This window comes from Paenibacillus sp. FSL F4-0243 (genome assembly GCF_037963295.1).
Classification (GTDB): domain Bacteria; phylum Bacillota; class Bacilli; order Paenibacillales; family Paenibacillaceae; genus Paenibacillus_AQ.
In genome coordinates this window covers 1272927-1298945 of sequence record NZ_CP150151.1, presented here as the reverse complement: position 1 = coordinate 1298945, position 26019 = coordinate 1272927, and the positions used below count along the sequence as shown (strand labels likewise).

Here is a 26019-nt window from a genome sequence, read left to right as displayed (position 1 = left end):
CAATAAAAATAGCGGCAGTCTAGGACCTATTGTAGAGGTCCATGGCTGCCGCTTGTATTTTATACCAACTCAATCTAATTCTTATAGACGGAGTAACGCCCCGTACCAAGCTGTTTGGCAGCGTACATCGCTGTATCTGCTTCATTTAGCAGTCTAAAATGATCTACCTTACCATGACTTATGCTGATCCCTATACTCATGGATACGAACAAGTTATGTTCGCCAAGCTGGTAACTCTTAGTCGTCTTCTCCAGAATCCGCACAGCAAGCTGCTCCGCTTCCTTCTGAGTGCTACCTTTGGCGACAATCACAAATTCATCCCCGCCGACGCGGAAAATATGACGTTTTCTTTTGCTGGAGAATTGAATTAGATTTTTACCCACTTCTTGCAGCAATAAGTCCCCCACATGATGCCCCAAGCTGTCATTGATCGATTTGAAACGATTCAGATCCAGAAACAAAACAGCAAGCTGCTCATTTACTTTGCATCGATCCCAAAAATGATCCATTCCATTCTTATTCAATAACCCCGTTAAAGCATCCTTATACGCCAGTTCTTTCAATTGCTCTCTTTCAGCCAATACTAGATTCATGCGTGTAAGTAAAAACATGCATAGGGCTATCGTAAGACTATAGACCACCAGCGGTATAATAACCCCATCATCGTCCACTTCATTTCCCAGTAAGGTTTCTACACCTAGCTGGTGCATGATCCATAGGGAGGCGACGATAATGATCACGGAAAGACCGGTATGAATCGCTCTTTTTTGAGGCGTTTTAGATGAAATATCCCGGTAAAGTCTTAGCACTAAATAACCGGCCGCTGCTGCGATGAGAATGGAGAATAACGTTTGTAAGTAAATCTGGACCTCTGCCACCTTAAATTCGCACATCCTTCTGACTACAAAAATGATTAACTATCTGAGCAATTACTATATTAAAATGCTCTGAACATTATCTGAACACTAATTATATCTTCAAATGCCGTGCACAATTGTATAGTTCGCAATTCCATGTCGAATCGGATTTAATAATCCGGGTAATAGATGTATTACTCAGCAAAACAGTTACATTCAGTTCTGGAAAAAGTCTTCTAAGGCTACTCCGTAAAATCGCACCATGGCTAACGACCAATATACGACTGCCCGGATGTTTCTCCGCGATATCTTCGATGGCCTGACTGCCTCTGATCTCACTGGCCTCCGGACTTTCCAGTCCCAAATCTAGCTTCTTCCACTCACTTCCCCATCGTTCAACGCGATCTTGTTCCGTAGTACCTTCAATCTGCCCTGCGTTCATCTCACGGATCCCTGGTACTAAACCGGCGATCTCCATACCAAGCCTTGTTGCAATTACCTCTGCTGTTTGTCTCGCTCTAAGCAGATCACTCGAATATAAATAGTCCCATTGTTCAGTGCTGAGCCGCTCAGCAAGAAGAACCGCCTGCTGCACACCCTCAGCATCCAATGGATTATCCGTATGCCCTTGCGCTCTGCCTTCTTTATTCCACGCGGTACTTCCATGGCGAATTAAACCTATTGTAGTCATAAAGATCTCCCTTTAGTTGTTGAGTTCTAGTACTATTCTTGTAATGGTATCTACATTCTATCAGAATCTTTCCATGGATATTTGAAAAATGAGGTTATCCATGTTTTAGAACTTGAGGTATAATAAACCTTACCGCTTTTTACATCAGCTACAGGATAAGGAGATTTTGGTTAATATGAAAAAGTTATTGTTTCCGTTCTTTCTCGCATTTCTACTATGTTTGGTTCCGGTTTATACAGTTTGTTCCTCCACTGTTGATGCTGCTCCGGTTCCAAAAAACACCGTGTATGTGACCAAGAATAATCACTCGTACATCCCGCTGCGTCTCTTAAATAATTTCACTGGTATACATGCTGAAATGAATGCTAGTGACAAGCGTATAACCATTACGAACGCAGACACTAAGATTACACTTACTGTAGGACAAGCAGCTGCGCTAGTCAACGACAAGCCAGTTACACTAACCGATTCCGCTTTTAGTGATAACGGTACGGTATATATCCCTTTGTCCTTTATCAGCAAAACGCTGGGCTTTCAATTAGAGTGGAATCAGGAAGCCTCTTCTGTAACCCTTACTAATAACGGAATTTCATCAATGGTACCTGTACTGACTGGCGCACTTATCAAAGCAGATTCCTCCCCCGTTGTCAGTGCTAGCAAAACTTTTAAGGTGGGCGGAAGATCCTTCAAAGCCCAAACGGTTACGGTATCCCTACTGCATCCTAAAGTGAAGCTCGACGTTGTACTAGCAGGAAATACGGTGGGAAAGGTTGAGGACCTGAGCAGTCTAGCCAAGCGCAATAATGCCGTAGTGGCTATTAATGGTACGTTCTTTGATGCCTATACTAAAGGGGCCTACAAAGCTCCTTACGGTTACATGGTCAGTGGTGGAAAAATGCTCAAAAACAGCTCTGGAGATCGCCGTACGATTTTCACCTATGACAGCAATCACCTGGCCTCGCTTATTCCCGGACTAGAGTTTACGAACCATTTCGCTTCCGGATCTATGGAAGGGGCGCTCCAAGCCGGACCACGTCTGCTTGTGAATGGTAAGGTATCTCTTAATGTTGCAGCAGAAGGCTTCAAAGATGCTAAAATCTTAACAGGCGGCGGAGCCCGCAGCGCACTCGGCCTCACTCGCGACCACAAGCTAATTCTGCTAACTACTGGTGGAGCTACTATCCCACAGCTGGCAGAAATGATGAAGCAGGCTGGAGCGTATCAAGCCATGAATCTGGATGGCGGCGCATCGAGCGGATTATACTACAATGGCAAATATCTCACGACCCCTGGGCGTCAGATTAGCAACGCGATTGTGGTTAAATATCAATAGAATGATCTAGCCAGCGGCACGAACGAGCGTTGTGCTAGGTTCGGCTTCTACTTCTAAGAATACTTTTTTTGATGCATCTATTGCAGTTTGTGCAATAGATGCATTCTTTTTTATAGGAAAATAGGATTCTGTTGTACTTTGTACATTAGAATTCGACCCATTTGTAATAATAAGACGTTTTGGTAACCAATTGGTTGCAGAATGTGCAATAGAATCAAATTCCAATGTCTTTTTGATAGAATCTATTGTACAAAGTGCAACTATTCCTCATATTATTTTTCGGCAGCTAGACGTCCTTTTTGCATAATTTTCCTAGTCCGTGTTACTGTATAACCGTGTGAACCATTGCATTCTTATATTTGATCAAAGGAGCACAACTGTGGAGACTATTCTAATCATAGAGGACGATGCTAAGCTCGCAAGCCTACTAAGCACGTATCTATCTAAATATGAATTTCGTACGGTGATAGTAGAGGATTTCAACAGGGTACTGGAGATTTTTAATGACAACCATCCTGACCTTGTTCTGCTGGACGTTAACCTGCCTAAATACGACGGGTTTTATTGGTGTCGCCAGATTCGCACTACCTCACTCTGCCCTATTCTTTTCATATCCGCTCGGGATAGTGGAATGGATCAGGTGATGGCGCTAGAAAATGGCGGGGATGATTACATCACCAAGCCTTTTCATTATGAAGTCGTACTTGCCAAAATCCGCAGCCATTTACGCAGAGCTTACGGCTCTTACTCACAAATTCAAGAGGAACGGACGCTCCAAGCCGGAGAACTAATTCTTTATCCTGAGCGGTATGTGATTCAATATGGCGGACATACTAGCGAGCTGACACAGAAAGAAGCGGTTCTACTGGAAGCCTTATTGCTAAAAGAAGGACGAGTTGTTAACCGAGAGCGTCTGCTAGATCTCATGTGGAAGGATCAGCATTTTATAGACGATAATACTTTAAATGTGTACATAACCCGTGTCCGCAAAAAGCTCAAGGATCTCGGTCTTGGCGATATTGTGGAAACCGTAAGAGGCGCTGGCTATCGGCTTATTGTCACTAAGGATATGCCATGAAGCTATTTTGGAGAGACCAGATTTCGCTAATCCTTTTCTATCTGTTTCAAATGCTACTTATTCCTTTGCTATATTGGCTGTCTGGAGAGAACAGACCGATCTCTATCATGCTCTATGGAATCGCTCTGAGCACCGTAGTTCTTTTACTATTTTTAGGCTACCGATATGTTCAGCACCGGAGATTGTATGCAGCATTAAGTGATCCTATGGACATGCTCCAAAAGCATCTCGTATCCTTAGGGGACACTCCACTTGCCGAAGCGATCCATGAGTTATTACAGCTTATTGACCGCCAGTATCAGGAGCAGGTAAATGGGCATGTCCGCCAAATGGATCAGCATATCGTATTCATGAACCGCTGGGTTCATCAGATGAAAACTCCACTCTCTGTAATTCAGCTCACGCTAAAGGATCTTGAAGAGGAAGCCGCTACAAGTATTCAGGAGGAATTAGAACGTCTACGCGGTGGGCTGGAGATGGTTATTTATACGGCAAGGCTTGACCGATTTGAAGATGATTTTCAAGTTGAACCGTTACTTCTACGCAAAACAGTTAGTGAAGCGGTAGCCGAGAATCGCAGACTCTTCATACGCCGAGGCATAAAAGTAGATGTACAGGTGGATGCCAATCTCGCTGTATATAGTGATGCCAAATGGTTGATGTTTATGCTGACCCAAATCTTAACCAATGCCGTAAATTATACCTCCACCTCCGGTACCGCTAAAACTGTTACCCTCTCAGCTCAGCGTGCAGGCACCGACACGATTCTGGATATTACCGACCAAGGCATCGGTATTTCTCCTGAGGATTTGAAGCGGGTTTTTAATCCCTACTTTACGGGTGATCGTGGACGACATTATCATGAATCGACAGGTATGGGACTGTACCTCGTTCGGGAGATTTGCAGCAGGCTCGAACATAAAGTGGTTATTCAGTCCCGGCTCGGAGAAGGAACCCGCGTGCGACTAATATTCAGCAACAGTGATCATCTACAGAAATAAGCCCAGAGGGTACTTCTAGTCATACTTATGGCTATGTAGTCCCTTTTTTTTGCAAATACCCCACTCTTGTTAGGATACGAACATAACCTTAACCACGTTGTAAGATAACGTTAAGGTAAATCCATAGCAGCTTATCACTCGATCTTATAAATTATATACATAAGCCGTCCCTGCTTCGTGAGGGATAAAATCACTTTTGTATTGGAAGGAATGTATGATATGAATGTATTAGAGGTCAAAGGACTTCATAAGGTATACCCCGGCAAAATAGCGACCCAAGCCCTCACCGATATCCATCTTAATATTGAAAAAGGTGAATTTGTAGGCATCATGGGCCCCTCCGGTAGCGGCAAGACAACACTGCTTAACATGGTTTCCACGATCGACAATCCCTCCTCTGGCGAGGTGAATATCAATGGCAGCAACCCATATCTTTTGAATAAAAAAGAGCTCGCCCATTTTCGCCGCAAACAACTAGGCTTTGTGTTTCAGGACTTTAACCTGCTTGAGACATTAACCGTTGCTGAGAATATTGTGCTGCCCCTAACTCTGGATAACCGTAGACTCTCGCAGATGGAGATCTTGCTTCAAAGCGTCGCAGAACGCTTAAACATTACCGATATTCTTAGTAAACGCACCTATGAAATTTCAGGGGGACAACGTCAACGGACCGCAATTGCCCGGGCAATCATCACCTCCCCTTCGATTATATTGGCCGATGAGCCTACAGGTGCGCTTGACTCCAACTCTTCACGGACGGTAATGGAATCGCTGGAGAATATTAACCACATAGAGGGCACGACGCTAATGCTTGTAACGCATGATCCACTGGCAGCGAGCTACTGTAATCGAATCGTCTTTATAAAAGATGGCAAACTGGCGGCAGAAATTCACCGGGGAGATAACCGTCAGGCCTTCTTCCAAAAGATTATCGATACACTTTCATTCTGGGGAGGGAATAGTCATGAACTTTCCTCAATTCGCGTTTAACAATGTGCGGCGCAATTCACGGGCTTATTTTGCCTTTTTCTTAAGCAGTGCTTTTATGGTCATGATCTTTTTCTCTTATTCAGTCTTTATTTACCACCCTAGTATTACGAACATCGCGCTGGGTGCCAATTCAGCCTCCGGCATGCAAATTGCTTCTTATATCGTGTTTATCTTTGCGTTCTTTTTCGTTCTATACTCGATTAGTGCGTTTCTGAAAATGCGTAATCTGGAGTTCGGCATACTGATGATTTTAGGCGCACGCCCCGGCCAGATCAACAAGCTGATTCTTATAGAAAATATGCTGATCGGGATGCTCTCTATAGTAACAGGTACGTCTTTTGGCATGCTTTTATCCAAGCTGTTCTTGCTGCTAAGCACGACAATTATGGGCATGGAGCCACTGCCATTTTATTGGCCAATGAAGGCGTTAATAATTACTTCTATCTCTTTCATTTCATTATTTCTGGTCATTTCGATCTTCACATTATTGTTCATTCGCAGGCATCAAGTCCTTGAACTGCTTAAGGGAAATGTTAAGCCTAAAAAAGAGCCTCGTGTCTCCTTCTTGTTCTCGCTTTTCGGATTTCTACTGTTGACCATCGGCGCTCTCGCTATACGGAAGCAATTGTCTCCCAGTTCACTCCTAGTCGCTGCTGTTACAGGTATTGCGGGAACCTATTTTTTCTACTCTCAGCTGTCCGTACTAGGAATACGATTGCTTAAGCTAAGCAGAAAACGGCTTTGGCGTGGAACCAATCTGCTGTGGATTTCCGAGATGAGCTACAAGATCAAAGACAATGCAAGAATGTTATTTCTTGTTACGGTAGTTACCTCGATTGCTTGTATGGCTTCAGGATTTCTTTTGTCCATCAATCAAGCGAACACGGAGCACTATAAAAAAACCTCCTTCGCAATGAATTATTCAAATTATAATCCAAAGGGAGAGATGCCTGATTTAGGACACATCCATAATAAATTACAGAATGCCAAAGTCGAGTATACAGAGAATAAAGTTGATCTAATTTCCGCTTCCATTCAAGGAATCGATAAAGAAACCATACTTAACATTGATATCATTTCACGGTCAGAGTTCAATCAATTGGCTCCTCAAATGAATGTGCCCGAAGTGGGACCCTTATCTGAGAAAGAAGCTGTATTACTGCTGAGCCCTCATATCCAGACACAGAATTATGCTGCTAATCAAACGGTTCTTTTGAAAAATCAGAAAGATGAAGAGCTGCTGCTAAAAGAACTGCGAACTCCCAAGATACATCCAATGGACCCCATGGCAAGCTCACTCTTAATCGTAGATGACGGCTTCTATGAGAAGTTTTCTTCAGCAGGGAAATACACCAGGCCATATGTGAGATACCTATATAAAATCCCAGCATGGGACGGCCCTACTCCTGAGGATAACTCCCCTGAAGCTGTGATCACCAGAGAACTTATCCAGTGGAGTAAAGCATCCAACAGTGCTAACCATCAATACAACGCCTTACTTACAGCACGAGCAGACAGCTATTTATCAACCAAACAGGGAACAGCCATATTTAGTTTTATTGGCATTTTTATCGCGCTGATTTTCTCGCTTTCATCGGCCAGCTTTCTCTTTTTTAAGCTTCATACCGAGCTGAATACGGACAAACAAATGTACAATGCTTTATCCAAAATCGGTTTAAGTACAAAAGAAATGTCAGCTTCTGCTACCAAACAAATTTCTGTGCTCTTTTATATTCCGATTGTGATTGCCACCATTCAGACCCTTGTCGTGATTCGTCCCATACTGAAGCAAATGAATATCACCGATGTAACTCTTCCCGTACTAATTACATCCGGTACATTCCTTGCTGTGCAGACCCTCTATTTCATTATTGCTCGATCTCGTTACATTCATAGTCTCAAAAAAATAATGGTATAAAAGACTTCTCTTCAGTTGGCGGAACAGTGACTCTCACGTTACACTTGCTATATTATTCAATAAACCTAGCAAGGAGGTTCCGAATTTATGTCCAAGGCTGATCATATGTTATCCATTCTTTGGATGCTTAAGCAGCGGGGAAGAACCGCCGGAGAACTAGCGGAAGCGTTAGAGATCAGTGTTCGGTCTGTGTACAGATACATCGATGCGTTATGCATCAGTGGTGTACCCGTTATTGCGGATAGCGGGCCTGGTGGCGGTTACAGCTTACCGGAGCATTTTATTGAGGCGCCATTATTCTTTGACTCCGAAGAGCAGCGGGCCCTTCTACAAGCTTCTTCTTTTGCCAGGGGCACCGGATATCCTTATGTTGAAGCTCTGGACCGAGCCCTATCCAAGCTAAAAAGATATAGCAATGCCCAGCAATTAGAACAAATGGAGCGCCATGAGAATGGCATTGAGACGATCCATTCTCCTTCCCCGTCGCTTAGCCATCTGATTCAAGAATTGGAATTGGGGGCAGCGAACGGATACACCCTGCAAATGGAATATCGTAAGGGTAATGGAGAAACCAAATCATCCCGTGCCATTGATCCTTACGGACTTGTACTCTGGAAGGGCCAATGGTACACCGTAGCTTACTGCCACGAGCGACATGAAATTCGTAGTTTCAGGGTGGATAGAATCATTGAACTACATCGTACAGAAGCTGTGTTCGCTCGTCCTGCTGACTTCTCTGCACGTGATTTTTTGTTAAAGAGCTTACTGCCTGCACGCAATACTGAAGAGAAACTAGTTACAGTAGTCATCGCATCCGACGAGGGAGTCTTGAATGATCTATGCAGCCATTGGTTGTTCGGACATACGCTGGTACAGCGCATGGAAGGACAAGCCCGCTTTCAAGTGGACGAAACTTCTTTACTGACTTATGCACCCTATTTCTTGTTGCCTTATGGAACCACATTACGCATCATTAAGCCTTCCTCACTAAGAGAAAGACTAGCCTCCATAGCCTCCAATTTAGCAGCTCATTATAAGACATAAATTACTTTAGGATCACTGACCGTAGTTGTCAGTGATCCTTTTGTATAGTGTAAATGAGTCTGAGGGAATAAATGAACCTATAAATCAAGGAGGAATAACGAATGAAGGAACTACACTATGAATTTTATATTGGCGGAACACCTGAGCAGGTATGGGAAACCTTAATCTCTCCGGAAGGTACGAAGCAGATTTATTACGGCAGCGTTATTCGTTCAACCTTCAAAGAAGGAGAATTACTGGAATACATCGGACCGGGTGCAGATGGAGATGAAACGCTGCATGTCTATGGGACTCTGCTGGAGTTCACCCCACAAAAAGCACTGCGTTTCACACATAAGGTCGGCCCCTCCTATCATAAAGGATATGAAAGATATGAATCGCGTATTTCTTGGCTGCTTGAACCAGTGGGCGGAACTACTAAGCTCACGCTTATCCATGATGAATGGCATCCTGAAGATCCTTCGTATGCAGGCAGCATCAGCGCTTGGTGGCAGGTTCTAAGTAATACCAAGACTTTAGTAGAGACTGGACGCACGCTTGATTTTGGAAGCTGGACATAACTTCACGACTAATAAAAACTTGGATCAGACTATTCCAATTAAAGACAAGCCTATAAGTTGACTCAACCTTAGCCCCTCGGCTGGAGAGCGCAAGCCTTCTTTCCGTTAGGGGCTTTTTTGCGCCTAAATTAATTTTGCCTTAGGGAAACATTCTTGTTGCAGGGACAAAGTTGTTCGCATATACTAATATTGTGTCAGACCACAAGAAAAATTCCAATGCACAAAATAATAACCATAAAAATACAAATAATAATAAATGAAAGAAGGGGATCTAATGTCTGGAGCTAGTATTCCTTTATCAGAAGCGGCTAAAGGAAGCACACTGCGTATCAGCGGCATTGAAGTTCAGGGTGTGCTTAGAAGAAGATTACTGGATCTCGGGTTTGTAGTCGGTAATGCCGTTGAGGTGTTACGGCGTAGTCCCTTAGGAGATCCTATAGCTTTTCGGGTAAGCAACACGACCATTGCATTACGTAGAGAAGAAAGCTCTTTAATATTTGGAGAAGTCATCGGAGGTGTAGAAGCATGAGTCATTTCACAGTCGCTTTTGCAGGCAATCCTAACACTGGCAAAAGCACGCTTTTCAATCTGCTGACCGGCATGCGCCAGCATACAGGAAACTGGGCAGGTAAAACCGTCATTACTGCTGAAGGCGAGTTTAAGCATAAGGACCATACGTACCTCGCAGTAGATCTTCCTGGTACGTATTCGCTGTACTCGAATTCTGCTGATGAAGAAGCGGCTAGAGATTATATTATTTTTGAACAGCCCGATGTGACACTAGTTGTTCTTGACGCTACCTCGCTAGAACGAAATCTCAACCTTGCCTTACAAGTGCTGGAGATTACCGGGCGGGCTGTAGTCTGCATCAACCTCATCGATGAAGCCCGTAAACTCGGTATCGACATCAATCTAAAACGTATTTCCAAACGTCTCGGCGTGCCTGTTGTAGCGATATCGGCTCGCAATAAAATCGGTATTGAGGCGTTATTGGATCAGGTGGAGCGAGTGGCTACAGGCGCATTCACTGCACAGCCACTGCGTATTACGTACAACGAGGAGATTGAACGAGGAATTGCAGAGCTTACACCGCTGGTAGAACAAACCATTGGCAGCAAATACCCGGCCCGCTGGATTGCATTGCGCCTGTTAGATGGTGATGACAGCCTTCTTACCTCACTTAAAGAGAATATGAAGAATAAAGAATTACCTGAAGCAAAGGAGGTCATCGGTCATGGAGTCACCGCATATCACTAAGGGATTAGATCCTCTAGATTCCTTGCTGTCCACCGCGAAAAAGCTCGCTGACGGCGGAGCGATACGGGATGAGATTGTCAGTGGTATCTATGGCGTATCCGCAGGCATCTGCGGGGATGCAGTCACCTATAGGGATAAGAAGAAGCTGAACAGCACTTATAAGCTAGATAATATCGTAACTTCAAAAATATGGGGATTCCCCATTATGCTCGCCATCCTCGGTATCGTGTTCTGGATTACGATTGCCGGCGCCAACTATCCTTCAAGCTGGCTTGCTTCCTTCTTCGGCTTCATCGAAGGCTATCTCACTGCCGGATTTGAGGCGATCCATGCCCCCGCTTGGCTACACGGTGTACTTGTTCTGGGATTATATCGAGGAACCTCTTGGGTCATCAGCGTCATGCTGCCACCAATGATGATATTTTTTCCAGTGTTTGCGCTGCTTGAGAATTTCGGATATCTGCCGAGGGTTGCTTTTAACATGGATCGGTTGTTCAAAAAATCAGGTGGTCACGGCAAGCAAGCTTTGACCATGTCTATGGGTTTCGGCTGTAATGCCGCCGCCATCCTCTCCACACGAATCATCGAATCGCCGCGTGAACGGATGCTCGCGATTTTGACCAACAATTTCGTTCCATGTAACGGCCGCTGGCCGACATTGATTCTATTGTCTTCCTTATTCATGGCAGGAGCGGCTACGACAGGCGCACTCCGTACCCTCACCACCGCCTCCGTACTTATGGGGATGGTGCTGATCGGCATCATCGTTACTCTGACGGTTTCCTGGGTCATGTCCAAAACTGCGCTACGCGGTGTTCCAACGCATTATACACTAGAGCTCCCGCCCTATCGTCGTCCACAAATTTGGAAGACCATACTTATTTCCTCTAAAGATAAGTCTCTTAACGTACTTACTCGTGCCATCGTCGTTGCTGCCCCTGCCGGTATTATCACTTGGATTCTTGGCAACCTGTTTGTTGGTGGAGATTCTGTCCTGAATCATATGGCTGCATTCTTCGATCCTTTTGCACACATGCTCGGCATGGATGGCTTTATCATCATGGCCTTTATTCTAGGACTTCCTGCGAATGAAATCGTACTGCCCATTCTGCTTATGGGCTATATGTCCTCAGGAGCTATGGTCGATATCGACAGCTTGGGCAGCATCAAAGATGTCTTTTTATCACATGGCTGGACTTGGCTGACCGCACTTAATATGATGTTGTTCTCCCTGCTCCACTATCCTTGCGGCACTACACTCGTGAACATCTATAAGGAGACGAAAAGCATGAAATGGGCTGTTCTCTCAGCAGTCATCCCGCTCGGCATCGCCATTGGTGTTACGTTTGCTGTCGCTCAGCTTGCTCGGTTATTCGGGTGGGTGTGACGAAGCTTGTAGCATGGATTCATCTTACAGCAGCGAACTTTAACTGATTTCAACTTACATTAGCTAAATTTACCTTGTCTCACCTTACAACATCTAATGTTCACCGTATTTCACAAAATTCTGCCCTCCTTGAACTCATAATTAGGGAAATTCTCCCCCAAATTCGAACTTTATAAGCGCAAATTAAACTTTTTGCGGAAATTCTCCCTAATAAATAGTCGATTATAGGAAAAACAGGGCATTTCCGCAGAATTTTAGGGAGGAATTCCCCAATTATCGATCATATAGAGTAAAATACGATTAAATCAGGGAGATTTTCCCTAATTATCGATAATATCGAGTAAACCACGACAATTTTAAGAAGGATTTCACTTACTTCGAGTTTTGATGACCCGAGCTATACTTAAGCACCAGTACCCACACCGCCCACCACCTATTTAAGGTCAGCTCAAACAAATAAGCGGTCGCCCGAACAACTCCCGGGCGACCGCTTATTTCATCACGACATAACGTGAACCTACAGTTATAGCGTTATTTCTTACGCGTTCCACCATCTCTACGACGGTAGAGTACAGCGCCAGCTATCGCTATCAAAACGATAATGATTCCACTGATCCCTACATTCACAAGTGGAAAAGAGTCACTCTCCGCAGCTGGTTTCCCCTCAACTTCAGTCGCCCCATTATTCCCAGTTTCGGATTTCGGCGAATGGTTTGATGTTACCTCCTGAGAAGCTGTAGGAGTACCTGCCGATATACTAGGTCCAAGCTCCTTCAGATCCTCTGATGCCGAGGCAAGCAGCTTCGTTCGGCTGCATAAACTGGCCTCTAATTTACCAGAGTCATCTTCGTCATTAGCATATGCATAGACGATATAACTTTCCCCTTCCACGAATTCAAACCCACAGCTGGCAGACGATAAAGCAGTACTCAAGGTAACTTTATTCCCCTTAATTCCTTTCCAGCTGGAATCGACTTCAAAGGTTACTTTTACTGGATCCGCAGATGAGATTATAGTCCCCTTTGGCTCCTTTTTGTCCACTACTTTCCCAGTAAAGACGGCTGAACTTGACTCCAGCGCCTCAAGTGGCTCCGCAGGTACAACACAGGAACACGCATAAGTAACGGAGGGACGCACCGTCAGCAAGGCCATAAATATTAACGTTATACTTAGGAACATCGTAAGTGGACTGCGTAACTTAGCCTTAACCATCATAATAACCTCCTTCTTTACTCTACAGACGGAACAGAAGAAGAAAGTGTTACAACAATTTCCAAACAAGTTATACAAGTCTAATCTATTCCATCCTAAATAGTCTTCATTAGTTCCTCATGTCTACTGTACCTACTCATAACCCCCGCGCAATTGCAATCATCCGCTGAATCCCCTCACGTAGCACCCCTTCGCTTGCAAAGGAGTAACTTATTCGAATCCTCGACCTCATCTCACCAAGCGGATCAAACAACTCTCCTGGCACAAAAGCAATAGACTGGGCCATACTTGAGACAAACAGTCGATCCGCCGAAAGATGGTCCGGCAGCTTCACCCATAAATTCAAGCCCCCTTGCGGAGGCGTCCACTCCCACCCAGTCCCAGCCAGCTCCTCCTCTACAATCTCCTTATGCACCTGAAGTGCAATGCGTAGCTTACCGAGATGCTGTTGCAAACGTGATGACGTGTAGTAATGTAGGAATATCTTCTGGTTAAGCAGCGGAGTACCATTGTCCGCGAGTGATTTGGCCGTGATCAAGCGCTCCATAAACGGATAGCGACAAGCCACCGCACAGATCCGTAAGCCTGGGGCTACATATTTACTGAAGCTGCTAATATAAATCACCCAGCCCTCCGTATCATAAGCAAAAAAAGGCGGCGGGGGCTCCTCTTCAAAATACATATCGCGAAATGGGTCATCCTCTACCAGTAGACAGCGATAACGCTCAGCAAGCTCGACCAACAGTTTACGTTGCTGCGCTGGCACCGTATATCCAGTTGGGTTATGATGAGTCGGATTGATATAGAACATGCGCGGTCTATGCTTTTTCATCAGCGCTTCAACTTCCTCCAAGTCGTAGCCCATCGGAGTGATCTCCACCGGAACCAGCCTTGCCCCCTCCCGGCGAAAAATATCCATGGCCACACTGTAGGTTGGTCGCTCCACAAGCACCGTGTCCATAGGCCCGAGCACAATTCGTGCAATCAGATTGATCGCCTGCTGCGCACCTGAAGTAATAAGCAGCTCTTCCGAAGATAACTGTAGCCAATGCTTCTTCCGAAAATGACGACTTAGCGTCTCCCGTAACTCCTCATCTCCCTGAACCGAAGAGTACGTCCCCATGACCTTGGGATATAAATCGAACACTTTTTTGACATAGTCGGATAGAAAAAGATTTGGCAAAAGACCTGGATCAATCAGCGCCTGTGAGAACTGATACTTAGCAGGCATTCTCTGTATATCCGAAAGAGGATTAGTGAGCGCATAGGCAGTCACTGCTGCTCCTTTTTCTACAATAGGAACCAAGCTAACAGGCGATACGTAATAACCTGATTTATCTTTTACATAAACTTTTCCATCCTCTGTCAGCATTCTATACGCTTTGAATACTGTCAGTCGATGTACCTGTAATTCCTCCGCCAGCAGCCGTATAGAAGGAAGCTTATCATGTGCCCCCCACTCCCCTCGCTCCATGCGATTCACTAGAAATTCATATACCTGCCGAAACAAGGGATGATTATTCTCCACGCTCGCTGACTTTTTCACCTCACTGCAACTCCTCTCCGAACAACTCCTATTTACAGTATTGTACACGATTTTCGAAGTCATCTGTTCTATTCAACATCATCTGTTCTGTGTTCTCCCCTATATGATTAACGAACTGGTTCAAGGATCGTTATATACACACACTAAAGGGGACTTTCAAAATGATCTTATTCGCTTATGCACTTGTATGTCTGATCTTCGGCACGACCTTTCTAGCTATCAAAATCGGTGTGGATGCCGGTGCGCCGCCCTTCTTTTCAGCAGGCTTGCGATTTTTTGTTGCAGGCGCTGTTCTATTTCTATGGATGGTCTGGAAACGAAAAGCTAGCTTCTCCCTGCTCCTGCGTAAAGAAATGCTCTTCACCGGATCTGCGTTAACCTTTGGCACCTTTGCAGGTCTCTACTGGGCTGAACAATATGTATCTTCCGGGTTAGCAGCTGTACTCTCTGCCACAGGTCCGATCATGATTCTGTTGCTCCAAACTTCTATTCTTCGACAAAAAGCACCTGCCATCTCCCTATATGGTTGTATCATCGGGTTGACCGGCGTACTGCTGCTCGTTCTTCCTAATCTTGTCGTAGATATTTCACCGTTATGGCTCATCGGCTGCGCAGCTGTCCTCATTGGGGAATGCTGTTACGCAGTAGGTGCGATTTATTCTAAAAAAGTAATCAACAGTATGCCTGAGGTCTCTCCAATCGCACTAAATGCAGCCCAAATGATGTATGGTGGAGTGCTGTTATTCATTCTTTCCTTAGCCACCGAAAATGTACATCCTGAGTTTCTGCTCTCTTACGAAATCGCAGGTTCACTGCTCTATCTAATCGTAATCGGCTCGATGGTCGGTCATTCGTTGTTCTACTGGCTCGTCGCTAAGACAAATCCTGTGTTTCCCTCTACCTGGCTCTATATCTCTCCACCGATTGCCGTAGGGGTTGGCTTTTTCTTTTATCATGAAGCCGTGAATTGGGTTACGATCCTCGGTGTATTCACTATCATTGCTGGGACCATCCTGGTCAATGCTGATGCCTTGAAACAATTAATGTTAAAGCGTAGGGTCCGAACATCTGCGTCAAAAAAAATGAATATATGACGTACTATATATTGCAATTATGAGCACTATTGCGTATTATATAACCAAGTTAAATTAAAAACATCTATATATGACTCATATATGAAAGGAGGATTCGCTTAACGGCGCTTCTTTTCTAAAGAGGAATGCCTTTTTATCTGAAGTGGAGGGAATTGCGATCGAACTGACATCACGTCAACTAGAAATCATTGATATTGTGAACAAAAGAGCTCCGATTACCGGCGAACAGATTGCCGAATGTCTGAATTTAACACGGCCAACGATTCGCTCCGATCTCTCTGTTCTGGTTATGCTCAAATATATCGATGCTAAACCTAAAGTCGGTTACTTCCCGGGACTCAAATCATCTAATCGTCTGGGAAGCAATTATTTGTTGCAGGAGACAAAGGTAAAAGAGATTCAAAGTGTACCTATTATTATCCGTGAGACTACTACGGTTCAAGATGCCGTAGTTACGCTATTTCTACAGGATGTTGGCACCCTTATTATTTGTGACGAAGAAGGCAAGCTCACCGGTGTTGCTTCACGTAAGGATTTCCTGAAAGTAACCCTTGGCAATCCGGGTGCTGTCTCTATGCCCGTAAGCATGGTCATGACACGCCAGCCCAAAGTAGTCACAACTTCACCAGATGAGACAGTGCTTGATGCCGCACATAAAATGATTTTTCACGAGGTAGATAGTTTACCGGTAGTTGTTCCCAGCGCCACAGAAGACAATGGTACGAAACTGGATGTCATAGGACGCTTGACGAAAACTGCTATCGTAAAACTTCTCCTCGAACTAGAAGCCAAAGGATAACAGGAGGAATTCATGAGCATCGAGCAATCTTCCAACCTAATAACGATCTGCTCAGATTCTATAGGAGATACGGCGGAAGCTGTCGTGCAGGCCGTCATTCATCAATTCCAGAATCAGCAGATCACCATCAAAAGATACGGGAACATTAGACATGAAGATGAGCTCCGGAAGCTTATGGAAGAAGCCGCGCAGCATAAAGGTTTTGTCGTCTATACGCTGGTGCAGCCGGAGCTAAGAGAGATGATTAAAGAAGAGGCTGTACGGCTTGACCTTCGTATCGTCGATATCATGGGCCCAATGATGCAAGCTTTCATTGATACGTTTGACGACGCTCCTCAGCAGCGACCGGGTTTATTGCACCAGCTTGATGAGAACTACTTCCGCCGTATGGAGGCTATCGAATTCACAGTTGCCTGTGATGATGGTCGCGATCTCGGCGCTATGATGAAGGCCGATATCGTTCTACTAGGGATGTCCCGTACTTCAAAAACACCACTTAGTATCTTTTTGGCCCATCGGGGGAAAAAGGTCGTTAACTATCCGTTTATTCCAGAAATTGCTCCTCCGCAAGAGCTGCTAAGCTTGCCGTCGAACCGACTGATCGGACTAACCATGAAGCCGGAGTATATGCTGAAGATTCGCTCCGAGCGGCTGAAGGTGCTTGGGTTACCGACTGGCTCCCAATATGCAAGTCTGGAGCGGATTACAGAGGAGATGGAATATGCCTCTTCTCTGTTCAATAAGCTAGGCTGTCCTGTAATCGATATTACCGACAAAGCTATAGAAGAAACCGCTGGTATTATTATGGGTTATATCTAACATTCAGTTAAAATTTATGGGATGTACTGGAGGGAATTAGAATGGATCGCGAACTGGCTCTTGAGATTGTACGGGTAACTGAACTAGGTGCATTATCCTCAGCTCGCTGGATCGGGCGGGGAGATAAAAATGCGGCAGATGATGCAGCCACGACTGCCATCCGCTCCATGTTTGATTCCGTCTCCATCGACGGAACGGTCGTCATTGGTGAAGGAGAGATGGATGATGCTCCAATGCTCTATATTGGCGAGAAAGTCGGGAATCAAAAGGGTCCTTCTGTCGATGTAGCCGTCGATCCTCTGGAAGGCACTGAAGTGGTGGCCTGTGGTCTTCACAATGCCCAATCCGTGATTGCCATAGCAGATAAGGGCAGCCTGCTGCATGCTCCAGACATTTATATGGAGAAACTCGCTTGCGGTCCTGAGCTTGCCGGGAAGCTTAGTCTTGAAGACCCTGTGGAGGTCACTCTCCAGAAAGCATGCCTCTTCAGTGGCAAGTCCCTCTCCGAGCTAACCGTAATGGTACTTGACCGCAAACGGCATGAGGAGCTCATTCATAGTCTTCGAGAAGCGGGTGTACGGATTAAGCTACTCGGTCACGGCGATGTGGCTGGCGCTATTGCAGCAGCCCTGCCGGATAGCGATGTCGATTTGTACATGGGCTCGGGCGGAGCACCTGAAGGCGTCCTTGCCGCTGCCGCACTGAAATGTCTTGGTGGAGAAATGCAGGGCCGTTTGCTTCCCGATGGACCTCTTGAGCAGCAGCGCTGTGTCCGTATGGGAATTTCTAATCCTACGCGAGTGTTATACATGGAGGACATGGTTGGCACAGGCGACGTACTCTTTGCCGCCACTGGCGTCACCTCAGGTGAATTCCTGAACGGTGTCCGTTTTATCGGCAAAGAGCGCGCTGAGACGCATTCGGTCATCATGCGGGCACAGAGTCGAACAATCCGCTACATCCGTAGCATTCATTTCCTGCCTGGCAAAGAAATACCGGATGGACTAACCGTTAGACAGAATGTTGCCTCTCTATAGCATTACACAAAAAAACAGGCTATCTCACCAGCTCACCCTTGGCTAGTGAAATAGTCTGTTTTTATTACTAAATAGATAATCATCTCTTATTTATTTCTAATGCGCTCACTCGCTAAGGTATCCATGGCATCCATGGTTCCGGTAGCTTGAGCCAAATTTCTCGCCTCTTGTTGATCAGCGGCTCTGAGCGCATCGCTTTCCTTTACACTGCCATCATAATTTCGATTTTCAGCTGTATTCATATTCGCAATATCCTCAAAACGGTCTGCATTCAGACTATTATGCTGTACGAAGATCCGCTTCACTTCTTCCTCTTTCTGCTCGCCCTCCACATCCACCATTACAAGAATATGGCCTTCATCTACGTAGTTATCGTAACGCTTGGCTTCCTCTTCAGGAATGCCTAGTCCAATAAGACCGCCAACTAATCCACCGCTGCCTGCACCTATTGCCGCTCCAGCAAGTGTTGCCGCAAGCGGTCCGGCTGCAATGATCGGCCCGATGCCTGGAATAGCCAAAGCGCCTATCCCCATCAAGAGCCCAGTTAATCCACCCAGCAGACCACCCGTAGCTGCACCAGTAGCTATTCCTTCCGGCGCTTGGGTCCCTGATTCATCTCTAAGCGTATCCGCACTCTCTGAATTTCTCGCGATAATCGATATGTCCTCTGTTCTGCAGCCTTGACGTTTCAACTCTTCAATAGCCCTCGAAGCTTCGTATTCGGCAGCAAAGACACCCACTATTCTCTTATTCATCTCCATTACCTCCTAGTGATCGAAGTTAGCTCATACGTTCAGCTTCATAGCTTACTTAACCAAACTGGGCAGGGATAAACTTCTATCTCAGAATTCATAAAGTATTCCAAGTAATGTCCCTGCTAAAATATACTGTATAATAAAAGAAGACGGGCAAATTTGCCCTTGGTTAACTCTATAAAAGAAAGAGACTGAAGCATTCATGGCGATATTTAATTATAATTCTGAGCGTCCCTTCAGAGGTAATCCCGATCTGCATCTCCATTACTGGGGGCGGGAGCAGTGTCTACCTGGGCATTTTTTCGGACCCGGAGTTCGTGACGTTTACAAAATACATTTCATTCATGAGGGAACTGGAAAGGTATCTGTGGGTGAACAAACCCATATCCTGCAAGCGGGACAAGCTTTTCTTACCTACCCTCATATCGTTACTTCTTATGCAGCGGACCTGACCAATCCTTGGATCTATTCCTGGGTAGCCTTTACCGGAGAACAGGTATCATATATTTTATCCAAAACCTCCTTGACCCCTGAGCAGCCAATCTTCCCGATGGATAAACAGCTTATGCCTAATCTCTACGAACGCCTGACAGAAGCAGCCGACAATTCGGATTGTCTTGACCTACCGCTAAAAGCGATCATGTATGAGTTTTTCTCCCTCTTGCTACAAGCGGTGCCAGCTGTTCCGGATGTACTACCTTTACCGCGTCAAAAGAGTATTTACGTCGAGCAAAGTCTCCACTTTTTGCATACACATTATTGTGAGAACATTTCGGTGGAAATGCTGTCTTCTTCTCTCAAGCTGGATCGCAAATATTTATCTTCCTTGTTCAAACGGACCATTGGTATGCCACCACAGCAGTATTTATTGAATTACCGTGTCGCTAAAGCATGCGAGCTTCTGACAGAAACCCTCTGTACTATCGGTGAGATCTCGCGTTCCGTCGGCTATCAGGACCCCTTACTCTTTTCGCGAATGTTCAAGAAGGTGAAAGGTTGTTCTCCAAAAGAATACCGTATTCGTCATCTCGAAAATGACATTGTGCTATAAACTTCTTCCTTGCTGACATACGTTTGTCCGGGATCTTTCGCTACAATAAGGACGTAACGTAATCAGAAATAAGTCTTTTTAGGAGGAAATAATGATGTATAACGCAAGCGCTACCAGATATGACAATATGAAATATAACCGCACTGGAAAAAGCGGCCTACTCCTTCCGGCGATCTCGCTAGGACTTTGGCATAACTTTGGCGGAAACGACTTATTCGAGAATGGTCGCGCCATGGCAAGAAGAGCTTTCGATCTTGGAATCACTCATTTTGATCTCGCTAATAACTACGGTCCTCCAGCTGGCTCCGCAGAAGAAAGCTTTGGTCAAATCCTTAAGAAGGATCTTGCTCCTTATCGTGATGAAATGGTCATCTCGACTAAAGCCGGATATTATATGTGGGCCGGTCCTTATGGCGAATGGGGCTCCAAGAAATATCTCGTCTCCAGTCTAGACCAAAGCTTGAAACGTATGGGCCTTGATTATGTAGATATTTTCTATCACCACCGTCCAGATCCGAATACACCACTGGAAGAGACTATGGCTGCGCTGGATCTTATTGTACGTCAAGGTAAAGCGCTGTATGTTGGGATTTCGAATTACAACCCTGAACAGACACGCGAAGCGGCACAAATTCTGCGTCGACTTGGAACGCCATGCCTGATTCATCAACCTAACTACTCCATGATGTCCCGCTGGATTGAAGATGGCTTGCAGGATGTATTAACTGAGGAGGGTATCGGATCGATTGTGTTCTCTCCACTACAAGGAGGCATTCTGACCGACCGCTATCTTAACGGAATTGCTCCTGATTCTCGCGCTGCTGGACCAAGTGTATTCCTGTCCGAAGATGCCATTACGGAAGAGAAGATCGCTAAAGTTCGCAAACTGAACGAGATTGCTGCTGCACGTGGACAAAAAATGTCTCAGCTAGCGTTATCTTGGGTACTCCGCGGAGGTAAAGTCACTTCAGCTTTGATCGGTGCAAGTAAGGTGAGCCAGATTGAAGATGCAGTCGCCTCCTTGAATGCACCAGAGCTAAGTGCAGAAGAGCTGGAGCAAATTGAGACGATTTTGCGAGGATAATTATAGATTAAACCATAAAGACGGCCAATGAGGTCAGGTAGCTTAAGCTGCTCTGGCACTTCATTGGCCGTTTTTTCCCTACTCACCCAAATATCTGCGTGATATACACCATAATTAATAATCCAAAGATAAACGAATACGTCGAAGGCCGTTCGTAACCATGACCATGACTCTCTGGAATAAGTTCCTTGTAGACGATGAATAGCATAGCCCCGGCTGCAAAAGCAAGACCATAGCCCACTACATTCTGTAGGTAACTCGCCGTAAAATACCCAATAACCGCAGATACCATTTCCATAAGTCCGGTAAGCGTAACGATTCCCAATGCTTTTAACTTAGTTGTTCTAGAGTTCATCAGAAAGACTGCGAGAATCAATCCTTCAGGCATATTTTGTGCACCAATCGCTATGGCCACGGTGGGACCCAGACTCGCCTGCTCACTGGCATAACTGAATCCCGTACTAAGACCTTCTGGTATATTGTGAATGAACAACGCAATCAAAACGAGCAACGCCTTCGAATCCATATTGGTATATCCGGGTTTATTCTCCACGTCGATATGCGGGATGTTCTTTTCAATTAAATCAAGCAGTAGAACTCCTGTAATCAGGCCCAAGGTTAATGCGATAATCCCCGATTCTTTAATCGCTTGCGGCATGAGTCCAAATGTAGAAGCTGATACCATTATACCTGCAGTAAAAGCAACTAGAACGTCCTTCCATTTCTCAGATAACCTCTTCACGAACAGGATCGGAAACGCTCCAAGAACCGTAGCCATTGCTGATACAAAGCTGCCAATAAGCGCAGATTCCAAACCTTCAACTCCTTCATTACAATTCTGATAGACCAACATATGTTAACACAAAAAGTATTATTACTTCTATATAGCTTTTCCGAATAGTACGCTAATCATAAAAAGACCCCCATAGGCTCGATTCATACCCTAAGGAGGTCTTTGTCTAACATGTAATTATGCGATTCTGTTACACTAGCTTCTTCCGAATCATGCCGGAAATCAGATCAATAATCGTAATCATCGCAATGATACCTAGCAGGATAATTCCGACACGGTCCCAATTCCGTGAACTGAGGGCGAAGATTAACGGTGTGCCAATCCCGCCTGCTCCAATCACACCCAGAATCGTAGCTGAGCGAACGTTAATTTCGAATCTGTATAAAGTGTAGGATAGAAAGCCTGGCAATACCTGCGGCACAACAGCAAACCATAACACCTGCATGCGGCTGGCACCAGAAGAGATTAAGGCTTCGAGCGGACCGTTATCAATATTCTCAATCTCATCCGCGAACAATTTGCCGAGCATGCCGACGGAATGCAGTCCTAGAGCCAGTACACCCGCAAATGAACCCGGCCCAACAGCCTTGATGAACAGCAAAGCCATAATGATCTCAGGGAATGTCCGTATAAAGCTTAATATTAGCTTGCCGGAGCCCGAAATCGCCTTTCCCTTGCTCATGTTGACCGCAGCCCAAAAAGCAAAGGGGATACATATGAAGGTCGAGATAAAAGTCCCTAAAATTGAAATAGCCAACGTCTCAAGTAATCCTCGAAGCAGATCCTCCCCATCTGGTAAATAAACGAAGGCCCAGTCAGGAGAGAATATCCCGGCAAAGATGGCCTTAGTAATGATCCCAGCGGTTTCTTTAAATCCATTAAACGGCACTCCCGAAAAAGCCCAGATGTACACTGCCGCTAATGCTACATAAATCAGCCATCGGAAACGATTTTTACGAGGTTTGGGTACTAGGGTATTCCATGATTTACTCATATTAATTTCTCCCGCAGCTTAGTGCTTACATAATCAATAATCAAGACTACTGCTAATGTGAACAAGATGATAGTGCAAGTCTTATCGTATTCTAAAAAGCCTAATGTCACTTCATAGTAATGGCCGATTCCACCCGCGCCTACCAAACCTAAAACTGCTGCAGCACGGACATTAATCTCAAAGGCATACAACACATAAGACATGAAATGAGCCTGTACCTGCGGAATGACGCCGAACATAATTCGTTGAGTCTTATTCGCTCCGACTGAAGTCATTGCTTCCAAAGGTCCCTGTTCAATCGTCTCCAACGATTCATAGGTAAGCTTGGCGATCAGCCCTAGCGAAAATACCGTCAAAGCAAATATTCCCGGAAGCGCACCAAGGCCAAAAATGGCGACAAAAATAGAAGCCAGCAGTAGATCGGGAATTGTGCGGATCAAATTCAGCAGCATACGTACCGGATAATGAAGCCATCGGCTTTGCGTAATATTGCTTGCACACAGTAGGGCAATGGGAACCGCCAGAATGGCACCAAACGTTGTACCGACCAATGCCATCCGGATCGTCTCCAGCATCGCATCTATAATATTGTCAAAATACCCCCAGTTTGGAGGGAACATTTCCTTAAGCAGATCCAGCATATTTGGCAGACCGGAGATCAGCTCTCCAATGGATGAATCGGTCAAGACCGCACTTCTCCACAGTAATACTACTAATATAATGGCTGTAAAATAATGCTTTATCTTCCTTGGTGGTTTGGGATGTAGCTTCTCTGCATTCACACTCATATCACATGCCTCCGCTTACAGGCTCACCTAACAACTCATCCTGATGAATCGGTCTGCCGTAAATCTCAGCAAATTTCTCATCGGTGGCCTCGGATACAGGACCATCGAAGACCACTTCTCCTGCCCGGAGCCCAATAATCCGGGTGGCATATTCTCTAGCGAGGTCGATAAAATGCAAATTCACGATGGTCGTAATCCCAAGCTCCATATTAATGTTTTTCAAATCATCCATAACCTGCTTGGTCGTCAGTGGATCCAGTGAAGCGACAGGTTCATCTGCAAGGATAATTTGTGCCTCCTGCGCAAGAACACGAGCAATAGCCACACGCTGTTGCTGACCTCCAGATAGTTGATCTGCACGTGTGTAGGCCTTCTCAGCAATATTGACCCGATCGAGAGACTCGAAGGCTAAATCAATATCCTTCTGTGGGAATTTGCCAATTATCGTCCGTATTGTGGAATGATAGCCGACCCGCCCTGCCAATACATTACGAAGCACAGTCGTACGTTTCACCAAGTTGAAGCTTTGGAAGATCATTCCGATATTTCTACGGATCATTCGGAGCTGGCTTCCCTTTGCCTTCGTGATGGATTGCCCATTTATAAGAATATCACCTTCTGAAATATCATGAAGCCGGTTAATGGAACGTAGCAGGGTTGACTTTCCCGCACCCGAAAGACCAACAATAGCTACAAATTCTCCAGCTGGAATAGTCAGGTTAATGTTGTTTAAGCCTTTGGTTCCGTTTAGATACGTCTTGGACACATTACGAAGCTCTATCATGAAAATCATTCCTTTTTGTGTTTTCGTATATTCGTATAAAAGAGAAAGCCAGGTCCGGGGGGAATCCGGAGCTGGCTATCCTTAGTTCCTGTTATACACCAACATCGTTGTATCCTTGAACGGCCTGAACTACTCTGTTTTTACTTTATTGTTGTATTCACGAACAATGTCAAAGTTGCTATCTTGTGACTTCACATAACCTTCATGCGAGTAAATATCTTTGATAATCTCATGTCCTTCTTTGTCAGCAGCGATATCAATAAACGCCTGCTGAATCTTCTCAATCCATTCCTTATTCATATCTGAACGGACCGAAATCGTGTCATTAGGGATTTTATCAGTAAAGGCGAGAACACGAGTATCTTCAAATACTTTCGGATAATCCTTAACGACTATATTACGAGCATCCTGGAAAATAGCTGCGGCATCTACATCACCGTTCAGTACAGCAAGTACGCCTTGGTCATGTCCCTTAACCGTGATAGCTTGTACATCCTTCAACGGATCAAGTCCTGCATCCATTAGTGTTGCAGCCGGCCATACAAAACCTGCTGAGGATGTAACGTTTTGATAAGCGATTTTTTTGCCTTTCAAATCGGCAACGGATTGGATCGCAGAATCTTTCTTAACGATAATCATAGATTTATAGAAGTCAGCCAATTCATCTGTCGGAGCACCCGTTTCATCATTTACACCAAAACGTTGAGCTTGAAGAATAACTTCAGCAGCTCCTTTTTCTTTTGCCAATACGTAAGCTGTTGGAGGAAGGAAACCTAAATCTACTTTTTTGGAAGCCATAGCTTCGATAACAGTGTTGTAATCAGTAGAGACACTTACTTCTACAGGAATACCGAGTTTATCACCCAGTAATTTTTCAAGAGGTTTCGCCTTAGCTTCGAGCGTATCCGCATTTTGGGAAGGGACAAATTGTACTGTGAGCTTCTCTGGAACATAACCCTCTGCTACAGGAGCTGCCGTTTCCTTCGGTGCATTTGCTCCATCCGTCGATCCTTGGTTTGCAGTATTAGCAGTGTTATTAGCACCACAACCACTAAGCAAAGTAATAGACATCATTAGCGGCAATACGAATTTACTTATTTTTCTCAAACGAAAGACCTCCACTGTTCTCTTTTTTTTTAGTACTTCT

At 45.1% G+C, this 26019-nt stretch carries 26 protein-coding genes; 16 read left to right on the top strand and 10 right to left on the bottom strand.

Annotation, left to right across the window (positions count from 1 at the left end):
- Positions 1–74: 74 nt before the first annotated feature.
- Both NSS87_RS05805 and NSS87_RS05800 read right to left on the bottom strand, forming a co-directional pair.
- Complete coding sequence (locus tag NSS87_RS05805; RefSeq protein WP_081951045.1) at positions 75–893, bottom strand: GGDEF domain-containing protein; 819 nt, start codon at positions 891–893, stop codon at positions 75–77.
- A 76-nt stretch (positions 894–969) separates the two neighbouring features.
- Positions 970–1548 carry a histidine phosphatase family protein gene (locus NSS87_RS05800; RefSeq protein ID WP_042185403.1) on the bottom strand — a complete coding sequence of 193 codons (579 nt, stop codon included), beginning with the start codon at positions 1546–1548 and terminating at the stop codon, positions 970–972.
- 175 nt (positions 1549–1723) lie between these two features.
- On the opposite strand from NSS87_RS05800, the gene NSS87_RS05795 reads away from it, so the two are divergent.
- The 10 genes from NSS87_RS05795 (at position 1724) to NSS87_RS05750 (ending at position 12116) form a co-directional block, all read left to right on the top strand.
- Entirely contained in the window at positions 1724–2881 is a 1158-nt protein-coding gene (locus NSS87_RS05795) for a phosphodiester glycosidase family protein (protein ID WP_339245485.1), read from the top strand.
- Positions 2882–3260: 379 nt separating this feature from the next.
- Positions 3261–3959 (top strand): response regulator transcription factor, encoded by a 699-nt coding sequence (locus tag NSS87_RS05790; protein WP_042185399.1) that lies wholly within the window; start codon positions 3261–3263, stop codon positions 3957–3959.
- Complete coding sequence (locus NSS87_RS05785; protein WP_042185397.1) at positions 3956–4960, top strand: sensor histidine kinase; 1005 nt, start codon at positions 3956–3958, stop codon at positions 4958–4960. The genes NSS87_RS05790 and NSS87_RS05785 overlap by 4 nt, the downstream gene beginning before the upstream one ends.
- 219 nt (positions 4961–5179) lie before the next feature.
- Positions 5180–5950, top strand: coding sequence for an ABC transporter ATP-binding protein (locus NSS87_RS05780; protein ID WP_339245482.1), 771 nt, complete (start codon positions 5180–5182; stop codon positions 5948–5950).
- Positions 5925–7868 carry an ABC transporter permease gene (locus tag NSS87_RS05775; RefSeq protein WP_339245479.1) on the top strand — a complete coding sequence of 648 codons (1944 nt, stop codon included), beginning with the start codon at positions 5925–5927 and terminating at the stop codon, positions 7866–7868. Before NSS87_RS05780 ends, NSS87_RS05775 begins: the two co-directional genes overlap by 26 nt.
- Before the next feature lie 87 nt (positions 7869–7955).
- On the top strand, positions 7956–8912 hold the full coding sequence (locus tag NSS87_RS05770; RefSeq protein ID WP_339245476.1) for a YafY family protein: 957 nt from the start codon (positions 7956–7958) through the stop codon (positions 8910–8912).
- Between the two features lie 101 nt (positions 8913–9013).
- On the top strand, positions 9014–9472 hold the full coding sequence (locus tag NSS87_RS05765; RefSeq protein ID WP_042185389.1) for an SRPBCC domain-containing protein: 459 nt from the start codon (positions 9014–9016) through the stop codon (positions 9470–9472).
- A gap of 274 nt (positions 9473–9746) precedes the next feature.
- Positions 9747–10001, top strand: a complete 255-nt coding sequence (locus NSS87_RS05760) for a FeoA family protein (protein WP_042185387.1) — start codon at positions 9747–9749, stop codon at positions 9999–10001.
- Positions 9998–10729: a FeoB small GTPase domain-containing protein gene (locus NSS87_RS05755; RefSeq protein ID WP_042185385.1), complete on the top strand. Its 732-nt coding sequence runs from the start codon at positions 9998–10000 to the stop codon at positions 10727–10729. The genes NSS87_RS05760 and NSS87_RS05755 overlap by 4 nt, the downstream gene beginning before the upstream one ends.
- Entirely contained in the window at positions 10707–12116 is a 1410-nt protein-coding gene (locus NSS87_RS05750; RefSeq protein ID WP_042185383.1) for a nucleoside recognition domain-containing protein, read from the top strand. Before NSS87_RS05755 ends, NSS87_RS05750 begins: the two co-directional genes overlap by 23 nt.
- 531 nt (positions 12117–12647) lie before the next feature.
- Here NSS87_RS05750 and NSS87_RS05745 read toward each other — a convergent pair.
- Positions 12648–13331 (bottom strand): hypothetical protein, encoded by a 684-nt coding sequence (locus NSS87_RS05745; protein WP_339245471.1) that lies wholly within the window; start codon positions 13329–13331, stop codon positions 12648–12650.
- Positions 13332–13464: 133 nt separating this feature from the next.
- On the bottom strand, positions 13465–14874 hold the full coding sequence (locus NSS87_RS05740; RefSeq protein WP_042185381.1) for a PLP-dependent aminotransferase family protein: 1410 nt from the start codon (positions 14872–14874) through the stop codon (positions 13465–13467).
- Between the two features lie 161 nt (positions 14875–15035).
- On the opposite strand from NSS87_RS05740, the gene NSS87_RS05735 reads away from it, so the two are divergent.
- The 4 genes from NSS87_RS05735 (at position 15036) to glpX (ending at position 18623) form a co-directional block, all read left to right on the top strand.
- Positions 15036–15968 (top strand): EamA family transporter, encoded by a 933-nt coding sequence (locus tag NSS87_RS05735; protein WP_042185373.1) that lies wholly within the window; start codon positions 15036–15038, stop codon positions 15966–15968.
- Positions 15969–16110: 142 nt separating this feature from the next.
- Positions 16111–16767: a helix-turn-helix transcriptional regulator gene (locus tag NSS87_RS05730; RefSeq protein WP_042185371.1), complete on the top strand. Its 657-nt coding sequence runs from the start codon at positions 16111–16113 to the stop codon at positions 16765–16767.
- A 12-nt stretch (positions 16768–16779) separates the two neighbouring features.
- On the top strand, positions 16780–17586 hold the full coding sequence (locus NSS87_RS05725; protein WP_339245467.1) for a pyruvate, water dikinase regulatory protein: 807 nt from the start codon (positions 16780–16782) through the stop codon (positions 17584–17586).
- A 41-nt stretch (positions 17587–17627) separates the two neighbouring features.
- Positions 17628–18623 (top strand): class II fructose-bisphosphatase, encoded by a 996-nt coding sequence (glpX, locus tag NSS87_RS05720; RefSeq protein WP_042185368.1) that lies wholly within the window; start codon positions 17628–17630, stop codon positions 18621–18623.
- Positions 18624–18709: 86 nt separating this feature from the next.
- Here glpX and NSS87_RS05715 read toward each other — a convergent pair whose 3' ends face one another.
- Positions 18710–19378: a general stress protein gene (locus NSS87_RS05715; RefSeq protein WP_076299198.1), complete on the bottom strand. Its 669-nt coding sequence runs from the start codon at positions 19376–19378 to the stop codon at positions 18710–18712.
- Positions 19379–19580: 202 nt separating this feature from the next.
- Here NSS87_RS05715 and NSS87_RS05710 point away from each other — a divergent pair, with 202 nt between their 5' ends.
- The gene (locus tag NSS87_RS05710) at positions 19581–20429 is read left to right on the top strand and encodes an AraC family transcriptional regulator (RefSeq protein ID WP_076283977.1); all 849 of its coding nucleotides are present in this window, start codon (positions 19581–19583) and stop codon (positions 20427–20429) included.
- Positions 20430–20520: 91 nt separating this feature from the next.
- Positions 20521–21513 carry an aldo/keto reductase gene (locus NSS87_RS05705; RefSeq protein ID WP_042185364.1) on the top strand — a complete coding sequence of 331 codons (993 nt, stop codon included), beginning with the start codon at positions 20521–20523 and terminating at the stop codon, positions 21511–21513.
- A gap of 82 nt (positions 21514–21595) precedes the next feature.
- On the opposite strand, the gene NSS87_RS05700 is transcribed toward NSS87_RS05705, so the two are convergent.
- The 5 genes from NSS87_RS05700 to NSS87_RS05680 form a co-directional block, all read right to left on the bottom strand.
- On the bottom strand, positions 21596–22327 hold the full coding sequence (locus NSS87_RS05700; RefSeq protein ID WP_042185362.1) for a ZIP family metal transporter: 732 nt from the start codon (positions 22325–22327) through the stop codon (positions 21596–21598).
- Positions 22328–22496: 169 nt separating this feature from the next.
- Positions 22497–23300, bottom strand: a complete 804-nt coding sequence (gene phnE / locus NSS87_RS05695; RefSeq protein ID WP_042185360.1) for a phosphonate ABC transporter, permease protein PhnE — start codon at positions 23298–23300, stop codon at positions 22497–22499.
- Positions 23297–24088 (bottom strand): phosphonate ABC transporter, permease protein PhnE, encoded by a 792-nt coding sequence (phnE, locus tag NSS87_RS05690; RefSeq protein ID WP_042185358.1) that lies wholly within the window; start codon positions 24086–24088, stop codon positions 23297–23299. The genes phnE (NSS87_RS05695) and phnE (NSS87_RS05690) overlap by 4 nt, the downstream gene beginning before the upstream one ends.
- A 1-nt stretch (position 24089) precedes the next feature.
- Positions 24090–24872 (bottom strand): phosphonate ABC transporter ATP-binding protein, encoded by a 783-nt coding sequence (gene phnC, locus NSS87_RS05685; protein ID WP_339245462.1) that lies wholly within the window; start codon positions 24870–24872, stop codon positions 24090–24092.
- A 129-nt stretch (positions 24873–25001) separates the two neighbouring features.
- Entirely contained in the window at positions 25002–25979 is a 978-nt protein-coding gene (locus tag NSS87_RS05680) for a phosphate/phosphite/phosphonate ABC transporter substrate-binding protein (protein ID WP_042185354.1), read from the bottom strand.
- Positions 25980–26019: the final 40 nt, after the last annotated feature.